Raw genomic sequence first — 16,373 nt, 5'->3', positions numbered from 1 at the left:
CCAGGGTCCGTCGTTCACCCCTCGCATACATCGATTGACCGCCAATCAGTCTGGACGACGTTCTTCGGGATCAGTTCGGGCTGCCAGCCGTCCATTGTGCACAGCGCGGTCAGGGCTTCCGTTACGCCGTCCACGCCTCCACCCGTCCGATTCTCGACATAGGCAACCAGAGCGGCTGGGTCGTCCACAAAGAGCGCATGCTCGTCGATTACGGAAATCCACATCCGCCTTCCCTCTGAACCCGGCTCCTCCCCCGGAGACGTGGTGGGCGATTCATGTTCAGCGGTGGGCATCGCCCGAGCGATGCCCACCAATGGATTGCTCCACCCAGACCTGTCCAACACGGCATCCCCGTACGACCTGGCCAGTTCCTGGATCCGAGCGACGGCCGGCATGATGCGAGGCGCGTTATCGGGATCGTCCTCACACAGGGCCGCGTGCTCCATCACCGCGGCGCAGAATTCACGAGCAGCGCGTCGAATAGAGGAAGAGTCCATTCGTTCTACTCCTAGGGGCGGTGCCACTGATAGTGCCACGTTTCCAGCACCTCACCACGATTGTTGTAGACATCCGTGTGCACGTGGCAGGCCGTTGAGCTGCACTCTTTCCTGAATCTCGCAGAATCGTTCTCGGCCACCTTCTGCTGCGCCCTCGCTACCGCCGTATCGCGATCCTTGTAGATGCCGCCGTCCAAGTTCCTCTTACTGTTGGCCGCCGGAGCCTTTTGGCCACCCACTCCAAATGGAACGCCACCGCAGGAGCTTCCACCGGCGTTATGAACCAGAACCGGTGTTTCACCGGCGCGTACATAGTAGGTGTGGATATGGCTGACGGTGAGGTTGTAGACGGTTTGGTTGTCGATCTCGCCGCGGTCGTGGACCGAGGTGACTCGCACGGCTGCCGAGCCGGGTCCGCTGGCGACGAGGTCACCGGTCCTGATGTCCCCCGCGTCCATCCAGCCGTAGCCCTGGATCCAGATGGGGTGGCCGGTGGTGGCGGTGATCGTCGCCGGTTGCTGCCCTTCGAGGCCGATGTCGATCAGGTGCTTGGTGCCGTGGCCGGTGATGACGTCCGTGACGGGTTCGGCGGCGGTGGCACCGGTGGCGGGGTCGGTGGCCTGGACCTGGTCGCCCTCGTAGATCTCGCTGATCGGCTTGGTGGTGCCGTCGGCCATCACCACTGGGGTGTCGGGTGCGAAGGAGTTGGGGCCACACGTCTTCTCGACGGCCTCGGCGGCCTTCCCGAGCGTCGAGGCCTCCTTGCCGACGGACTTGGCGACGGTACTGGCGAGCTTGCCGCCGGGGATCATGCCCAACGCGTCCATGGCTGCGGCGGCCTTGTTGCCCTGGGCGAGCTGGCCTGCCACGGCCACCCCGGAGGCGACCGTGCCGACCGGGCCCGGCACGTAGGCCACCACCTCGGCGGCGGTGGTCGCGACGTGGACCACCGATTTCCAGCTGAAGGTTCCGGCGAGGTCGAGGCCGTTGATCGGGTCGGCGTTGACGTAGTCGTAGTCGTTGGCCGATCCGCCCGCCACCGGGTCGATCTGGAGGAAGCGGCCCAGGACGGGGAGGTAGACGCGTGCGCCCATTTCGATGGCCTGCTGGCCGGCCAGGTGCTCCACCGGCCGCTCGTGCTGGCCCAACCACCCGAAGTCCATGCCGCCGGCCGCGGTGGCCGGGATCGGGATGTCGGCGAACGCGCCGGTGGCGGGGTCGATGTTCTGCCCGAACGGGTCATAGAGGTGGAGGTCGCCGGTGCGGGCGGCGGTGCCGTCGGCGGTGAACAGGACGTCGCCGTGGATGTTGGGGTAGGACCAGTTGGTGGTGGCGGCCTTGTCGTAGTTCTTGGTGAGCAGGACGCCGCCGGGCAGGGCCACGATCCGCTGGAGCAGGCCACCGTCCTTGTCCAGGATGAGGTCGGCGTCGTCCTGTTTGGAGCTGTAGGAGTATCGGGTGGACCCGTTCTTCGACGCGTCGGTGGCGCCGGTGACCGTGCGGGCGGTGAGCCGGTCGGACGGGTCCCGGGTGTAGGAGATCGCGGTGCCGGACGCGGTCGTGGTCTGGATGTGCCGTTTGGCGGAGTCGTAGCCCAGGGTGTCGCCCCCGAGCTTGACCACGTCGCCGTGGGAGTCGTAGGTGGCGGCCAGGGTGAGGCCGCCGTTGGTCGAGGTCAGCCGGTCGGCGCCGTCGTAGCAGTAGCCGGTGGTGACCGCGGGGGCGCCGTTGAGGCTGTCGGTGGATGCGGTGCGGTTGGTGTTCTGTCCGGCGGCCTTCGCTGTGCCGCAGCCGTCGGTCGGGTCGAAGCGGTAGGTGAGCTGGTGGTGCGGGACCGCCGCCGAGGTCAGTCGGCCCATGGCGTCGTAGGCGTAGGCGTAGGTCGCGGCGGTCTTGCCGTCTACGGTCACCACGTCGTCGGTGACACGGTTGTCGCGGGAGCGGGCGACCGTGTCGACGACCGTGGACGCGGAGGTCTTCCACTTCAACGCCGTCGGCTTGCCCGCATCGTTGCGTGTCAGCGAGTCGAGGCGGGATCCGTTGCCGTAGGCGACACCGGTCAGCTCGGCAGCGGCATTGTAGGCGGGGGTGGCGATGGTGGCCCCGTCCACCTTGACCGTGGTCAGTTGGTTGGCGTCGTTCCAGGCGTACGTCACGGTGCTGGACACGCCCTTGACCGTGGTCGTGTCCTTGACCAGCCGGCCGACCTGGTCGTACGTGGACGCGGACGTGACGCCGTTGGCGTCGGTGTAGCGGATCTCCTGGCCCAGGAGGTCGATCACGGTGGTGATCGACCCGTTCTCGTCGGTCATCTTCGAGGTCAACGGGTCGCCGCCGACGGCGTAGTCGGCGACGACGGTACGCCCCGGCTTGTCCCCGTACACAGGAACGGTCTTCTTCACCACCCGTCCGCGCGCGTCGTAGCCGGTGCAAGTCCACGGCTCGTCGTTGACGCGCTGGGCCACCACCCGGCCGGCCTCGTCGTACACCGTCTCACCGGTGAGCGCCGGGCCGTTGCCCGGTTTGGCCTCGGTGGCGGTCTTGGCCATACCGCCCTGGTTGGCGGCCGGAGTGCCCGGATCACAGGGGTTGGTACGGGTCTCGGTGTCGCCGTAATAGGCGGTCGTGTTCCGCTTGTCGAGGTTGGCGACGTCGCCGGCGGGCATGGCCGTGGCCAGCTTGCGCAGATAGCCTTCGCCCGGCCGCTCGTAGCGGGTCCGCGCGGTCAGGCCCAGACCACCGGGATCGACGGTCGTGGACACGGTGAGCCCGTACACCGGGTCGATGCCCGCCGTCGGGTCGGAGTAGCTACTGGTGCTGCGCTTGGACGGGGCCCGTTCCTTGTCGCCGCCGGAGGTGTCGTCGGTGGTGGAGCTGGTCGCCCAGCCGTAGCGGGGCGCGAGGTTGGTGCCGGGTATTTGTGCCGCTGCGCTGGTGCCGGGCGGGGTCCAGGTGAAGGCCAGGGCGCCCGTCGTGCCCGTGCGGTTGTAGTAGTCGACGCGGACGCGGTGGCGGCTGCCTGCCGTGGTGTTGGTGTACGTGCCGGTGACCGCGGTGGAGGGTTTGTCGCTCCAGCTGTCGACGGTCAGGACGTCGTCCACCCACAGGCGCACGCCGTCGACCGCGGTGAACCCGAGACCGTACGCGCCAGCGGCGGGGAACTGGATCTCGCCGGTGAACCGGCCCGACCAGCCGCCGGTGTTCGCCACCGGCGGGCTCGCTCCCCAGGACTGGGACAGTGCCCCGTCGCCGGCGCCCACACCAGTGGCGAAGGAGACGGGTACGCCCGACAGTTCCGGGTTGTCGTAGAAGGCGGCCGAGAGTCCCGCGAGCCCCTCGTCGTAACCGGTGTGGCTGTGCGGCACCTTCGCCGCGCAGGCGGGTGTCGGGGTCTGGCCGTTGAAGCACGTCGCCGGTGCGGGGCCGTATTTGTCGACCGGGCGGTCGGCGTGGTCGTAGACCGTGGTGGAGCGCCGGCCGGCGCTGTCGACCGCGCCGGTGGCCTGGTCCTTCGCGTTCCACTCGGCGGATATCGTCGCGCCGGCGAAGTCGGTGGTGACCAGCGCGCGGCCCGCGTCGTCGTACGTCACGGTGCGCGAGCGGGTGGAGTCGTACACCCCGGCCAGGGCCACGGTGGCCTGCTTGCGTTCGAGGTAGTACTGGTAGAAGTGCTCGGCCCGCAGCCCGCTCGAGCGGCCGTCCGGGGCCGGGGCCAGCACCTGCACCGCGCGCAGGGCCGGCGGTTCCTGGGGCTGCTCGATCACGGTGGCGTAGCCGATCACCGTACAAGCGGCCGCCGTGTCACCGGTGTTGGTGCACCCGTTCTCCTCGGACGGGGCCTGGCGGGCCACCCAGTCGTAGGCCAGGCTGCCGCGGAGGGTGGCCAGCGGCCCGATGCTGTCCAGGGCCCGCTGCTTCTCCTCCTCGTTGTCCCCGGCCTCCTCGTAGCGCTGCTTGGCCGAGGCGCGGCCGACGTAGTCGAAGTCCTGCATGGCCGCGCCCGGGTTCTCGATCCGGGCGAGGGTGCCCAGCTGGTACCACAGCCGGGTCTCGCTGCCGTCCCAGTAGCGGATCCGGCACAGCATCTGCTGGGGTGCCCGGTCCGCGCCCGGCGGGCGGGACGTGCCGCCGTAACAGCCGTCGCTGCCGTCGGTGTTGTAGAAGAGCTGGTGCGACCGGCCGGAGACCGGGTCCTTGATCCGGGTCAGCCGCGCCGGGTTCCCGCCGTAGACGTACTGCAGAGCGGCGGGCTTCTTGCCGTCCAATACCGATTCCACCGCCGCGAGCCTGCCGTCGGCGTTGAACACCGACACCGTCTCGCCCTCGGTGACCGTGATCTGGCCCTTGCCGTCGAAGGCGAGCACGCCGTCCTCGCCCACCGGCGGCGTGTAGCCGCCCGTGGACGCCTTGGCCCAGGTGTGCTTGCCGCCGGCGGAGTCGGTGAGCACCACCGATCCGTCCAACATCTCGGCGCTGCTGTAGCCGCTGGACTGCGCCGACAGCGTCCAACCCGCTGGCAGCGACTGCGAGTCCGAGGAGAGCAACCACTCCGTCGGCACGATCCGCGGTTGCAGGTTGTGGGAGCGCTGGTCGTCGGCGCCGGTGCTGCTCTTGGCCCACAGCACCATGCGGGGGCGCTGGTCGGAGTGGTGGTAGAGCTCGACGCGGATCGGCACCAGCTGGCCGGCCTTGAGGGCGACCTCCTGGGTCTGGCGCGGACCGGGCAGCAGGAAGTCGTCGCCTGGATCGGCGGGGCCGGGGTTGTCGTAGACGAGCTTGTCGCCCACCCAGACCCGCGCGCCGTCGGTGTGCGCGCCCGCGAACTGGAAGTCACCGGTGACCGCGGCCTTGAACTGGCCCTCCCAGCGCACGACGTACCAGTTCTTGTCCAGTGCCGGCGGCATCGGGTTGTCCCGCCACGGCTGGTTGTCCGGGTTGCCGGTCCACGGGACGCCCCAGTCCAGGTTGACCTGCGACTCGCCGCGCACCATCACGGGGGTCGCGTCCGGGGTGCCCGTGTGCCGCGAGTCGTTGAAGTACGAGGCGCGCACTCCGTGCGGCGCGCCCTGCCGAGAGTTGTAGGCCAGGCTCACCCCGGCCGAACCGCCAACGGTCTGGAACGCCGGTCCGGCGGCCTCGACGTGCGCGTTGCCGTTGAACAGGTTCACCGTCACCGGCCCCAGGTGGTCGGTCGGCGCCGGTCCCGGATCCCCCACCCGCTGGTTGACCGTGAAGTGCCCGACCCACAGCGGCGGCGTCGCCGTCGTCGCGCCGGCCACGGCGGTGGCCGCCGTCCAGGTGTAGCGGGCGCCGTCGTGCAGCACGTGCTTGGGGACCGTCCACTGCGGCTGGTCGAGGCAGCCGGAGTCCACCACGCTGCCCGAGCGGCCGTCGAACCCGGTGGAGATCTTGAAGCAGTACAGGAAGCCGTCACCGACCGAGTCCACCTGCAACAGCGGGGTCTCGGTGCCCACCACCGCGCCATCGACCGGGGTAACCGGACGGGTCTGCGGTGCGGTGTCGGCGTCGGCGCCGCGCACCGCCCTTCGCGCGTCGAACCGGACGTGCTCGCCGGTCGCCAAGGGCGCGAAGTCGGCCTTCGGCTGCTTCGGCTCGGCTTGCGGCGCCTGCGGTTTCCGCTCGGCGGGTGACGAGACCGAAAGGAGCGGCAGGTTCCGCGGCACCTTCCTGGACGCCGCCGATGCGGCCGACGCGGAGGGCGTGCTCCCCGCCTGCGCCAGTGAAACCACCACGGCCATCGCCAACGCGAAGACGATCATCCGTAGCCATGACCGCGCGGATAATCGCGCTCTGCCGCTATCCCCAGGCATCAAGACCCCTCCCACCCCGCGGACGTCTGCCGGAACGCGAACGTCCCTACCCCCCACTGCCGTGGGGGCTCGTTTCGGGTCGAGGTGGGAACCTATCGGCCGACTGGCGGCTTGGATTGGATAAATCTGACGTGCCCTCAGCTGGGCCGGATGGTCACCGCCCGCCTGCGATCGACGGGCTCAGGGCAGAGCCCGAGCCGTAAGCATGACTGAGTTGCGACCAATCCGTCATGCCGGAATACCAGCGGCGCTCGGGCACCTGACGGCAAAGAGCGGTCCTCCGGCCAGCCGGTCGAGAGCGTCAGCACTTCTCCTTCCGCGCCTGCTGGATCAGCGGCTCGGCCTTGTCCAGCGTGGAGGTGACCTGCCAGGTCTCGGCCGCCCGGTGCAGGGTGTCGGCGAACTCCTGGTAGCCGTGGTCCTGTTGAGCCGCGTCGGCGGCGCGGTTGGTCGCCGTGTTCAGGTACTGCTGGGCGGTCTGGTAGTAGGGGTCGGTCAGATGTGACGGCCGGGGGCGGGCGAGGTGGTCGGTCAGCTGCTGCAGGGAGGTGCAGGCGGACTTGGCGAACTCGCGCGCCGCCACCGTGGCCTTGGAGGGCGTCGAGCTGCAGGCCGCCAGGGAGAGCGTGGACGCCAACAGCAGGGGCAGGGGCAGTGACAGGCGAAGTATCAGCTGACGTCGACTGGTCATGGGTCAATCCTAGTGAGCATGACGGCCTGACCGCCCGGAAATCCGGTGGGCCCGCAGCCACCGTCCCGCCCGGCCCACATCTGGGCCTTGTCTGCTCCGGCCTGCGACGCGGCCATCGACGACGGCACCGCTTCCGCCCACCCCGATCGGTCCAACTTCCGCGCCGCTAAACAGCGTTGGTCCCAAGTCGGTGGCAATCCGTCCCACCTCGCTGTCACAGGTCGGTCCGTCTCCGGCCACAGCCGGTCGATCGAAAGGCTGTCATCCAAGGTCGGATCCACCGGCGGTGCGCAATGCTGCCGTCCCGACCGGTTGCGTGGACGCGTCAGCCGGTCGGCGTGCCGATCTGGTCGCGTTCCGGGGAAGTGCGCAGCTCCGAGAGGGCCTGTGCGGCTGCCGAGACCTGCTGCTGGACCGCGGGGCGGACATCAATGCGGTGATGAAGCACAAGAGCCACCGCGGACGTCATCCGGATCGTCAACGGAGGACCGAACGCATCGCCGCCGCGCTCCTCGCCGTCGGTGTCGCGCCCGGCAGGGACCAGGAGCCTGGGGCGGAAGCCGGGAATCCGGCGTGGGGGACGTCCGCGTTGGCTCGTCCCAGCGAAGGTGGGCTACTCGCGCGCCTCCGGCAGCTGACCTGGATCGTGAGAGATGGGTCAGGCGAGCGAGCTAAGGCTCGGCCTTCGGTGAGGGGAACCGGAACGCACCGTAGATCAGCATCGTGCAGGCGGCGATGTACGCGTACGCGCCGGATGTCAGGACAGCGAGGTCCCCATGGGCCATCCGGGTGACGGCCATGTAAAGCAGCCCGCTGTTGACGGCCGCGGCGACGATGTGCAGGATTCGAGGCCATCTTGGCCAGGGAAGCTCGGGATCACGGCGCGAGACGACCATCGCCGTGACGGAGCTGCCGATGCCGAACGCGGCAGCCACGACGAATGGCCAGGAGCCCTCGGCCATGCTGGTCAGGGCCGACCCCGCCCATTCGACAGGGGGCAGCAGCATGGCGAGCGCCAGCGCCACGATGGCCGACCCGAAGGGGGCGATGGCGATGCGGCGGGACCACGGCGATACGGCTGGTGCTGCTGTCGCGGTGACCCGACGGGGCGCGGGCACGGGCGCGGGGACCGGCTGAGGTTCGTCGACCGACGCAATCGTGGTGAGCACGGCGGCAGGAGTGGGCGGCGCCTCGGCGAGGGCCGTGGGCGGCCAGGTGGGAGAGGCGACCTCGGTCGGGTGATGGCTCTCGGCGCGCACCACGGCGAGTTCCTCGATCAGCGCGGTCACGGACGGGCGCAATCGGGGGTCTTTGGCCAGGCAGCGGGCGACGACGTCCAGACCCTCCGGCGGCAGTAGGCCGAGGTCCGGTTCCTCGTACGCGATACGGAAGTTGAGCATCTGCGCGGAGCCCGTACCGAAGGGCCCGATGCCGGTGGCCGCGTACGTCAGCACGGCTCCGAGGGCGAACACATCGGTGGCCGGTGTCACCGGCTTGCCCGTGAGCTGTTCGGGCGCCATGAAACCAGGGGTGCCCACGATCATGCCGGTGCGAGTGAGTGCTGTGGCCTCAAGGGCCACGGAGATCCCGAAGTCGACCACCCGAGGTCCGTCCGGCGCGATCAGGACGTTCGAGGGCTTGAGGTCCCGGTGGACCAAGCCGGCCGCGTGGATGGCCTCCAGCGCCTCGGCGAGTCCCGCACCCAGGGCACGTACCGACTCCACCGGCCAGGGGCCATGCGAAGCGACGGCCTCGTCCAGGGCCATTCCGGGGACGTAGGCCGTGGCAAGCCAAGGGCTCGGGCCGTCAGGGTCGGCTTCGACCAAGGCGGCCGTAAAGAAGCCGGTGACCCTGCGGGCGGCGGCCACCTCGCGGGCGAACCGGCGGCGGAATCCAGGATCCTGGGCGAGCTCGGGCCGTACCACCTTCACCGCGACCAGCCGCCCACTGGGCGAATGCCCCAGATAGACCTGACCCATCCCACCGGCGCCCAGGCGCCCGGTTATCCGGTACCGCCCCACTTGCCGCGGATCGCTCGGCTGTAACTCGTCCACATGCCCTCCCCGACACCGAGCGTTCCCGCTCGCCAGGCCCTGCGCGATTACACCACCGACGTGCCCGCATGCGCAGCGGTACGCCCCGCAACTCTCGCGCAGCGGCGAACGCGAGCCTTCGCCCTTGCTCCGATTGGGTCGAGTCGATGGGCGGCCCACTGATAGCCATCCCCGCCGCCAGGATCTCCATCGTGGGCATGACGGTCCTGCCCAGGTCCGGAAGTTCGCGGACGCCACGCCCGCGCACAGCCGGCGCCGGTGCGTTTCGGGCCCAAAGGCCCGCTCAGGGAGCCGTACCGGGCTTCCTTGGCGCGGCTGACCGCGGCGTTCGGGAGGGTCCTCCCGGCGATCGACGACGGGTACGCGGCCGAGTACGACACGCACCTGCGCGACATGGCTGTGCCGACCGCCGAAACTGCGAGCCTGCGCCAGAAGGAGCCCGTCGCCCGGGACTTGGGGATTCCCGGCCGCTCGGCCACCGCCCGGCGGCTTCCACGCGGGGCGTGGCGCCCCCGGGGATCCGGCGCCGGGACGCGCCGTTACGGTGGGCCGATGGCAGCGATCAAGAAGTTCCAAGTCACCTTCGACTGCGCCGAGCCCGAGCGCCTCGCCCTCTTCTGGTGCGAGGTGTTGGGGTACGTCCCGGCGCCGCCGCCGTCCGGATCCGCCAGCTGGGACGACTTCAGGCGGTCGCAGCCGGCCGAGGAGCGGGACGCCTGGTTCGCCTGTAGCGACCCCTCGGGCGTCGGTCCGCGGCTGTACTTCCAGCGCGTTCCCGAGGGGAAGGCCGCCAAGAACCGGCTGCACCTCGACATCCGGGTCGGCACGGGACTCGTGGGCGAGGAGCGCCTCGCCGCACTGGAGGCCGAGTGCGCACGCCTGGTCCCCCTCGGCGCGGTGCACGTGCGGACGCTGTACGACGGCAACGACGCGTGCATCCCCATGCTGGACATCGAGGGCAACGAGTTCTGCATCGACTGAGGGGCCCGCCGCCCCCGCCCATGACCCCGACCCACGAACCCACGGACACGAGGACCGACGACAGTGATCACCACACCACGCCTGCGACTGCGCCCGCTCACCGAAGCCGACACCGACTGGTGGGTGCGCCTCCACGCGGACGACGAGGTCAACCGGTTCGTCGGCGACTACCACCGGGAGCAGGCCGCCGCACGCCTGCAGGCGATACAGGACCAGTGGACCCGGCGCGGTCACGGCCTGTGCGCCGTCGAACTGCGCAGCACCGGCGAAGCGATCGGACGCTCCGGCCTGAACTGGTGGGAACAGTTCGACGAGACCGAGATCGGCTGGACCTTCGCCCGCGAGCACTGGGGACACGGCTACGCCACCGAGGCCGCCCGGGCCGTGCTCGCGTGGGGCTTCGGGCCACTAGGCCTCCACCGGATCACCGCCATGATCCACCACGGCAACACGGCCTCCACGGCCGTCGCCCGGCGTCTCGGATTCACCCCGCTGCGCGAGGACACCGTCCTCGGCCGCCCCTGCACCGTCCATGCCCTCGACAGGGACGAGCACACGAGCGCGCCAAGGGTGTAGTGTCCGCATCAATTGAACGTGTTCAATTGATGCCCGAGGGGGGCCTCGCCGTGAACCGACAGGTCGGCACCGTGCAGCCGCGGCACTCACGAGCCTGGAGCGGCATCGCACCGGGCGCCGAGGTCGTGGGGGGCGGCACGCTCCTGTGCGCGGCGCTGTACGCCCAGCTCGCCTCGGTCGCGGCCGAGCCCTACGGCCGCGGCTACGGCGGCGGCATCGCCGTGCTCTTCGGACTGTTCGTGATGGTCGTCTTCGGCCCCCCGCTCGCCTACGCGGCGGGATGGCTGCACAGCCTGCTCTTCACCACCCCGGTGATGCTCGCCTCGAACGCCCTCGGCGTGCGCACCCGGATCGCCGCTCCGCGCTGGGCCCTGCCCGCGACGGTCGCGTTCGCCGCCGGGTACGCCCTACCGCTCTCGGTGCTGACCGGCGCCGCGTACGCCACCGCCCTCGGCTGGACTGCCGCCGTCGGGTTCCCGCCCGTGGCGGTCGCGGTGCTCGCCCGGATGCGGCAGGTACGGCGGGGCAAGATCCGGCTCTGGGCGATCGGGCCGATCGCGGTGGCCACGCTCGTCACCCTCGTCCTCGGCGCCATCGCCCCCGCGTACGAGCCGCCCGTCCTCGGGCACGCCGACTACGTCGGCCGGTGGACGGGCGATGGGGTCAGCCTGACGCTCGGGGACCGGGGCGACGCGGCGGCGCAGCAGCTGCCGGTGCACGACGGCTTCGACGTCGTGGGCCACTGCAGCGGGCGCGGCACCTGGCGCTCCACGGCCGCGGGGGAGACGGTGGGCGACCGGCGGGCGGCCGTGGTCCTGACGTTCCCCGAGTGCGAGAGCGCGGAGCTGCGGTGGGAAGTGGCGGGGACCGGGGAGCGGCCCGAGCTGTTCGTGCTGATGGGCGATCCGGACGCCGGCGACGTGGTGGTCCTGCACCGGCAGGCCACCTGACACCGGCCCACGAGCGGTGCTGCGGCCGGCCGCGGCGCCGCCCACGGGCGGCCACCCTCAGGGCCACCCACCCCGAAGTGGCCTTTGTCCTCCGGTCACGGCCCGCCCTACGGTCGACCGCATGCGCATCCGAATCGTCGACGCCTTCACCGACCGGCCCTTCCAGGGCAACCCCGCCGGAGTCCTGCTCCTGGACGGCGAAGCGGGCTTCCCGCCCGACGCCTGGCTCCAGCAGGTCGCCGCCGAGGTCAACCTCTCCGAGACCGCCTTCGCGCACCCGCTGCCGCCCGGCGGTGAGGCCGACTGGGCGCTGCGCTGGTTCACCCCGACCGCCGAGGTCGACATGTGCGGCCACGCCACCCTCGCCACCGCGCACGTCCTGGCCAGCACCGGCCTGGCGGACGGACCGGTCCGGTTCGCCGCGCGCTGCGGCGTCCTCACCACCGAGGCGGCCGCCGACGGCACGGTGACCATGGACTTCCCGACCTCCACGCTCAGCCCGTACGAGCTCCCGGAAGCCCTCGCCGTGGCGCTGGGCGGGGTGGAGGTGCGCTCGGTCCACGACACCGCCGCCCACATCGGCGACCTGGTGGTCGAGCTGGCCGACGAGACCGCCGTGCGCGAGCTGCGTCCCGACCTCGCGGTGATCGCCGCCTACGCGCAGCGCGGGCTGATCGTCACCGCCGCCGCCGAGGACCCCGCCCGGGGGTACGACTTCGTCTCCCGCGGCTTCTTCCCCGCCGTCGGCGTCGACGAGGACCCGGTCACCGGCAGCGCGCACACCGCGCTCGCCCCCTTCTGGGCCGCGCGCCTGGGCCGCACCGAGTTGACCGGCTTCCAGGGTTCGGCGCGCACCGGCCTGGTCACGGTCCGGCTCGCTGGGGACCGTACGTTCCTGACCGGGCGCGCCGTCACCGTCCTCGACGGCGAGCTGCTGACCGCACCCTGAACCGGGCCGCCGCAGCCCGCGTCCCGGCCCCTCAGGGCGTGGGCAGCCAGCCGACCTTGCCGGCGAGCAGCGCGTACCCGCCGAAGGCCACGATGTCGAGCAGCGCGTGCGCGACCACCAGCGGCCCGACCCGGCCCCAGCGCCGGTAGAGCAGGACGAAGACGACGCCCATGACGACGTTGCCCAGGAAGCCGCCGATGCCCTGGTAGAGGTGGTACGAGCCGCGCAGGACCGAGCTGGCCAGCAGCGCGGCCGTCGGCGACCAGCCCAGCCCGTCCAGCCTGCGCAGCAGGTAGGCCAGCACGATGACCTCCTCCACCACGGAGTTCTGCACCGCGGAGAGGATCAGTACGGGGAACTTCCACCACACGTCGGGCAGCGCTTCCGGCACCACCGTCAGGTTGAAGCCCGAGGCGCGCGCCGCCAAGTAGAAGGCGAGCCCGGCGCTGCCGATCCCGGCCGCGACGAGCGCCCCGCGCCCCAGGTCCGCGCGGGGCCGGGTGCGGTCGAAACCCAGCACCCGCAGACCGGGCGCGCCCTCGCGGGTGAGCAGGTGGGCCACGAGGAGTACGGGGACCAGGGCGGTCGCGATCCCGAAGAGCTGCCAGGACAGGTCGAGCCAGGGGCGGCCCGGCGCGTAGGAGCCGTTGAGCGTGGCGGCCTGGTCCTTCAGCCCGCCCGGTTTGGTGAGCGAGCCGATGAAGCTGATGAGCGCCGAGACCGCGCTCGCCCCCAGCGACAGGGCGAGCACCAGCAGCGTCTCGGTCCGCAGGACCCGCCGCCCGTCCTCGCGCAAGGTCCCGACCACCGGCTCCGGATCCGCCCGCACGCCTGACTCCGTCCCGCTCCGACCCACCGTCCCGCTCCGACCACCCCATACTGCCCGCTCTACGACGGAACGGGATCACCGGGCAGGACAGGGCACCGGACGGAAGGCGGCCGCCGCACCGCACGGAACCCGGCTGCCGCACGGAACGGATCCGCCCGACCACCCCCACCGCCCCACCGCCCTACCGCCCCGCGGTCAGGGCCGCGCTCACCTCCTCCTCCGGCAACCCGGCGGGCCAGGTGTGCACGGGGTCCCCCTTGTACATGAGCTCGGTGTAGCGGCGGGTGGTCGCCGCGAGCGCCGCGTCCCGCTCCAGCCCGGCGGCCAGCGCCCGGTGGTAGGTCTCGACCTGCCAGGTCGCCCCGTTGGCGCGCCGGCGACAGCGCTCCTCGATGATCCCGAGGTAGTGGTCCCGGTCCGCGGGCTCGATGCCCCAGGCGTCGAGCCCGGCCGCCGCCATCGGCAGCAGCTCGTCGAGCACGAGCCGGACCGCGGGCACGCTCGCCAGTCCCCCGCCCCGGCCCCGGCGCGGCCAGCGCAGCCGCGCGTCGATCCCGTAGCGGCAGGCCGCGTCGAAGTTGGCCTCCGCCTCCGCGAAGGGCAGCCGGCTCCACACCGGGCGCTGTTCGTCGGCGAGGGTGCGCACGAGCCCGTAGTAGAAGGCGGCGTTGGCGACCACGTCGGTGACGGTGGGCCCGGCCGGCAGCACCCGGTTCTCCACCCGCAGGTGCGGCACCCCGTCGGCGACCCCGTACACGGGCCGGTTCCAGCGGTAGACGGTGCCGTTGTGCAGGACGAGTTCCTGGAGGCTGGGCACCCCGCCCTCGCCGAGCACCCGCAGCGGCTCCTCCTCGTCGCAGATCGGCAGCAGCGCCGGGAAGTAGCGGACGTTCTCCGCGAAGAGTTCGTACGCCGAGTCGACCCAGCGCTCGCCGAACCAGGTCCGCGGCCGCACCCCCTGGGCCTGGAGCTCGGGCGGCCGGGTGTCGGTGGCCTGCTGGAAGAGCGGGGGCCGCGACTCCCGCCACAGCTCGCGCCCGAAGAGGAAGGGGGAGTTGGCGCCCACGGCTATCTGTACCGCCGCCACCGCCTGCGCCGCGTTCCACACGTCCGCGAACCGGGCGGGGGTGACCTGGAGGTGCAACTGGACCGAGGTACAGGCCGCCTCCGGGACGATCGACCCCGAGGTCCAGGTCAGCCGCTCCACCCCGTCGATGTCGAGGACGAAGTCCTCGCCCCGCATCATCAGGATCTGCTCGTTCAGCAGCGAGTAGCGGTCCACCGCCGAGAGGTTCGCGGAGACGAGGTCGCCGCGGGAGATCGTGGGCAGGATGCCGATCATCACCACCCCGGCGTCTATCTCCGCGGCCTGCCGATTGGCATATGCGAGACTCGCGCTGAGTTCTTCCGCGAGCTGGTCGAATACCCGGCCGTCGAGCCGGTGCGGAAGTATGTTGACCTCCAGGTTGAACATGCCGAGTTCGGTCTGGAAATCGGGGCTCGCAATGCGCTCCAGTACCTGGGCATTCACCATTCTCGGCAATCCGTCGGAACCCGCGAGATTCAACTCGATCTCCAGCCCCATCATGTTCTTGGGGCGATCGAACCTCTTCTCCGCCAGAAGCCGCTCCAGTCCCTCCAGGCACTCGTGAAGCTTCCTCCGATACCGTTGCCGATCGGACAGGTCGAATCCGCCTGCCACGACCTTCTCCCCCATCGAAGCGTCCCTCCACGAGTGGGCCCGGCCCGGTCCGTCCGGGCGCACGTTACGGTCGATGATGCCCCGGCCGAGTGATCGATAACGCGGCGGGGGCACGACTGGCGGACAGCGCGCGCCGGTTTGGCCGATGGGCGCTACGGCACATTCGTCTGGCAAGGGGCATCCCGCAATGCCCCCGTCGACTTTTCCGTGTACGCAATAACGGCGCTTTCCAGCCGAGCGCCCTTCGGGTAACCTCCGAGGTCAGCGCAGGATGTCCGCGCTCGCGCAGCTGAGATTCCTCCACAGTGGGACCGGTATGCGCCTTGTCGGCAATGGGCGGGACAGCTAGCCGAAACACTGCGTGAACACATGTCGTATAAACTCCGCAAACGAGGCAGAGAGTTGGCGCGCGGCCATTGCCCCTCAGCCCCCCTCTGGCCCCAGAATGCGACAGCGCCGTCCGCACCCGCCCCCGTTCTCCCAGGTCTCCCAAGTGAGAGGCGACCCACCATGCCGCTGCATGTCCCTCCGGCCCCCGCGCCCGCCCTGCGCAGCGTCCTCGCGGCACTCGGTTCCCCCACCGCGGTCCACGAGGCGCTCACGCCGGCGCTGCGCTCCCTCCAAGGACCGCTGACCGCCGAACTGCCCCTGCCAGTCCACGTACTGGACCGGCTCCAGTTCCTGCCGTCGACGGCGGGCCGGCCGCCCCGCACCCGGCTCACCGGCTGGAGGTTCCTGATCCGCAGCGGCGACCGCTTCGTCGCCGCTGCGGACACCCGGCTGACGGCGGACGGCTGGGCCTTCTCCCACTTCTTCGAGGGGCCCTACGTCGCCGCCACCGAACGCGCCCTGCGCCAGGCGGAATCCCTCGGCAAGAACTACCAGCCCCGGCTGCTGTCCGTACCGGAGCTGTACATGCTCACCCTGTGGCTGCACGAGGGGGTCGGCGCCGACGCCTCTGCCGGCCTGCCCGCCGCCGCCGACCTGCTGGTGCCGTTGGCACCCGCCCCGCCGGGCATCGCCGCCTACCGCCCGCACCCCGTGTCGGAGTTGCTGCCGGTGTTGACCCACCGCCTCACCCCCCAGAGCCCGCCGAGCCCCCAGGGCCCGCCGGTGCCACCCTCACTGGCGGCACCGGCCGCCTGAACCGGGCCGCCGCGGCCCGATCCGACCCGACTCCGACGACCCCGTGGCCCACTGTGCCCATTCGGCCTAGCCCGCTCGGGCCAGTTCCGAACCACCCGAAATGACAGGGGAGTTGAGCTGAACCGCCCGCACGGGTGATGCGTCATCAATCTATGAGGACAGCTACC

The 16,373-nt window shown here is 71.0% G+C and carries 11 protein-coding genes; 5 read left to right on the top strand and 6 right to left on the bottom strand.

Annotated elements, in window-relative coordinates:
* Window positions 1-14: 14 nt before the first annotated feature.
* From ACZ4UB_RS17035 to ACZ4UB_RS17020, 4 genes are all read right to left on the bottom strand, one after another.
* Entirely contained in the window at window positions 15-497 is a 483-nt protein-coding gene (locus ACZ4UB_RS17035) for a hypothetical protein (RefSeq protein ID WP_468070896.1), read from the bottom strand.
* Between the two features lie 11 nt (window positions 498-508).
* Entirely contained in the window at window positions 509-6,277 is a 5,769-nt protein-coding gene (locus ACZ4UB_RS17030; RefSeq protein ID WP_468070894.1) for a PA14 domain-containing protein, read from the bottom strand.
* Between the two features lie 352 nt (window positions 6,278-6,629).
* Window positions 6,630-7,019 (bottom strand): hypothetical protein, encoded by a 390-nt coding sequence (locus ACZ4UB_RS17025; protein WP_468070892.1) that lies wholly within the window; start codon window positions 7,017-7,019, stop codon window positions 6,630-6,632.
* Between the two features lie 671 nt (window positions 7,020-7,690).
* A complete protein-coding gene (locus ACZ4UB_RS17020; RefSeq protein ID WP_468070890.1) occupies window positions 7,691-8,998 on the bottom strand; it encodes a serine/threonine-protein kinase in 1,308 nt (435 codons plus the stop codon).
* Window positions 8,999-9,625: 627 nt separating this feature from the next.
* Between ACZ4UB_RS17020 and ACZ4UB_RS17015 the strand changes: the two genes are divergently transcribed.
* The 4 genes from ACZ4UB_RS17015 to ACZ4UB_RS17000 all read left to right on the top strand — a co-directional run bounded on the left by ACZ4UB_RS17015 (window position 9,626) and on the right by ACZ4UB_RS17000 (window position 12,529).
* On the top strand, window positions 9,626-10,054 hold the full coding sequence (locus ACZ4UB_RS17015) for a VOC family protein (protein ID WP_468070888.1): 429 nt from the start codon (window positions 9,626-9,628) through the stop codon (window positions 10,052-10,054).
* A gap of 63 nt (window positions 10,055-10,117) precedes the next feature.
* Window positions 10,118-10,630, top strand: a complete 513-nt coding sequence (locus ACZ4UB_RS17010) for a GNAT family N-acetyltransferase (protein WP_468070886.1) — start codon at window positions 10,118-10,120, stop codon at window positions 10,628-10,630.
* Window positions 10,631-10,680: 50 nt separating this feature from the next.
* Entirely contained in the window at window positions 10,681-11,580 is a 900-nt protein-coding gene (locus ACZ4UB_RS17005) for a hypothetical protein (protein WP_468070884.1), read from the top strand.
* Window positions 11,581-11,701: 121 nt separating this feature from the next.
* The gene (locus ACZ4UB_RS17000) at window positions 11,702-12,529 is read left to right on the top strand and encodes a PhzF family phenazine biosynthesis protein (RefSeq protein WP_468070882.1); all 828 of its coding nucleotides are present in this window, start codon (window positions 11,702-11,704) and stop codon (window positions 12,527-12,529) included.
* A 31-nt stretch (window positions 12,530-12,560) separates the two neighbouring features.
* Here ACZ4UB_RS17000 and ACZ4UB_RS16995 read toward each other — a convergent pair whose 3' ends face one another.
* Together ACZ4UB_RS16995 and ACZ4UB_RS16990 are read right to left on the bottom strand one after the other, a co-directional pair.
* Window positions 12,561-13,358: a CPBP family intramembrane glutamic endopeptidase gene (locus ACZ4UB_RS16995; protein ID WP_467962860.1), complete on the bottom strand. Its 798-nt coding sequence runs from the start codon at window positions 13,356-13,358 to the stop codon at window positions 12,561-12,563.
* Between the two features lie 181 nt (window positions 13,359-13,539).
* Window positions 13,540-15,075 (bottom strand): glutamate-cysteine ligase family protein, encoded by a 1,536-nt coding sequence (locus ACZ4UB_RS16990; protein ID WP_354382030.1) that lies wholly within the window; start codon window positions 15,073-15,075, stop codon window positions 13,540-13,542.
* A gap of 495 nt (window positions 15,076-15,570) precedes the next feature.
* Between ACZ4UB_RS16990 and ACZ4UB_RS16985 the strand changes: the two genes are divergently transcribed.
* The gene (locus ACZ4UB_RS16985; protein WP_468070879.1) at window positions 15,571-16,206 is read left to right on the top strand and encodes a hypothetical protein; all 636 of its coding nucleotides are present in this window, start codon (window positions 15,571-15,573) and stop codon (window positions 16,204-16,206) included.
* The last annotated feature ends 167 nt before the right edge of the window (window positions 16,207-16,373 follow it).

This window comes from Streptomyces sp. NPDC028419 (assembly GCF_055565515.1).
This window is presented reverse-complemented; position numbering and strand designations above follow the sequence as displayed.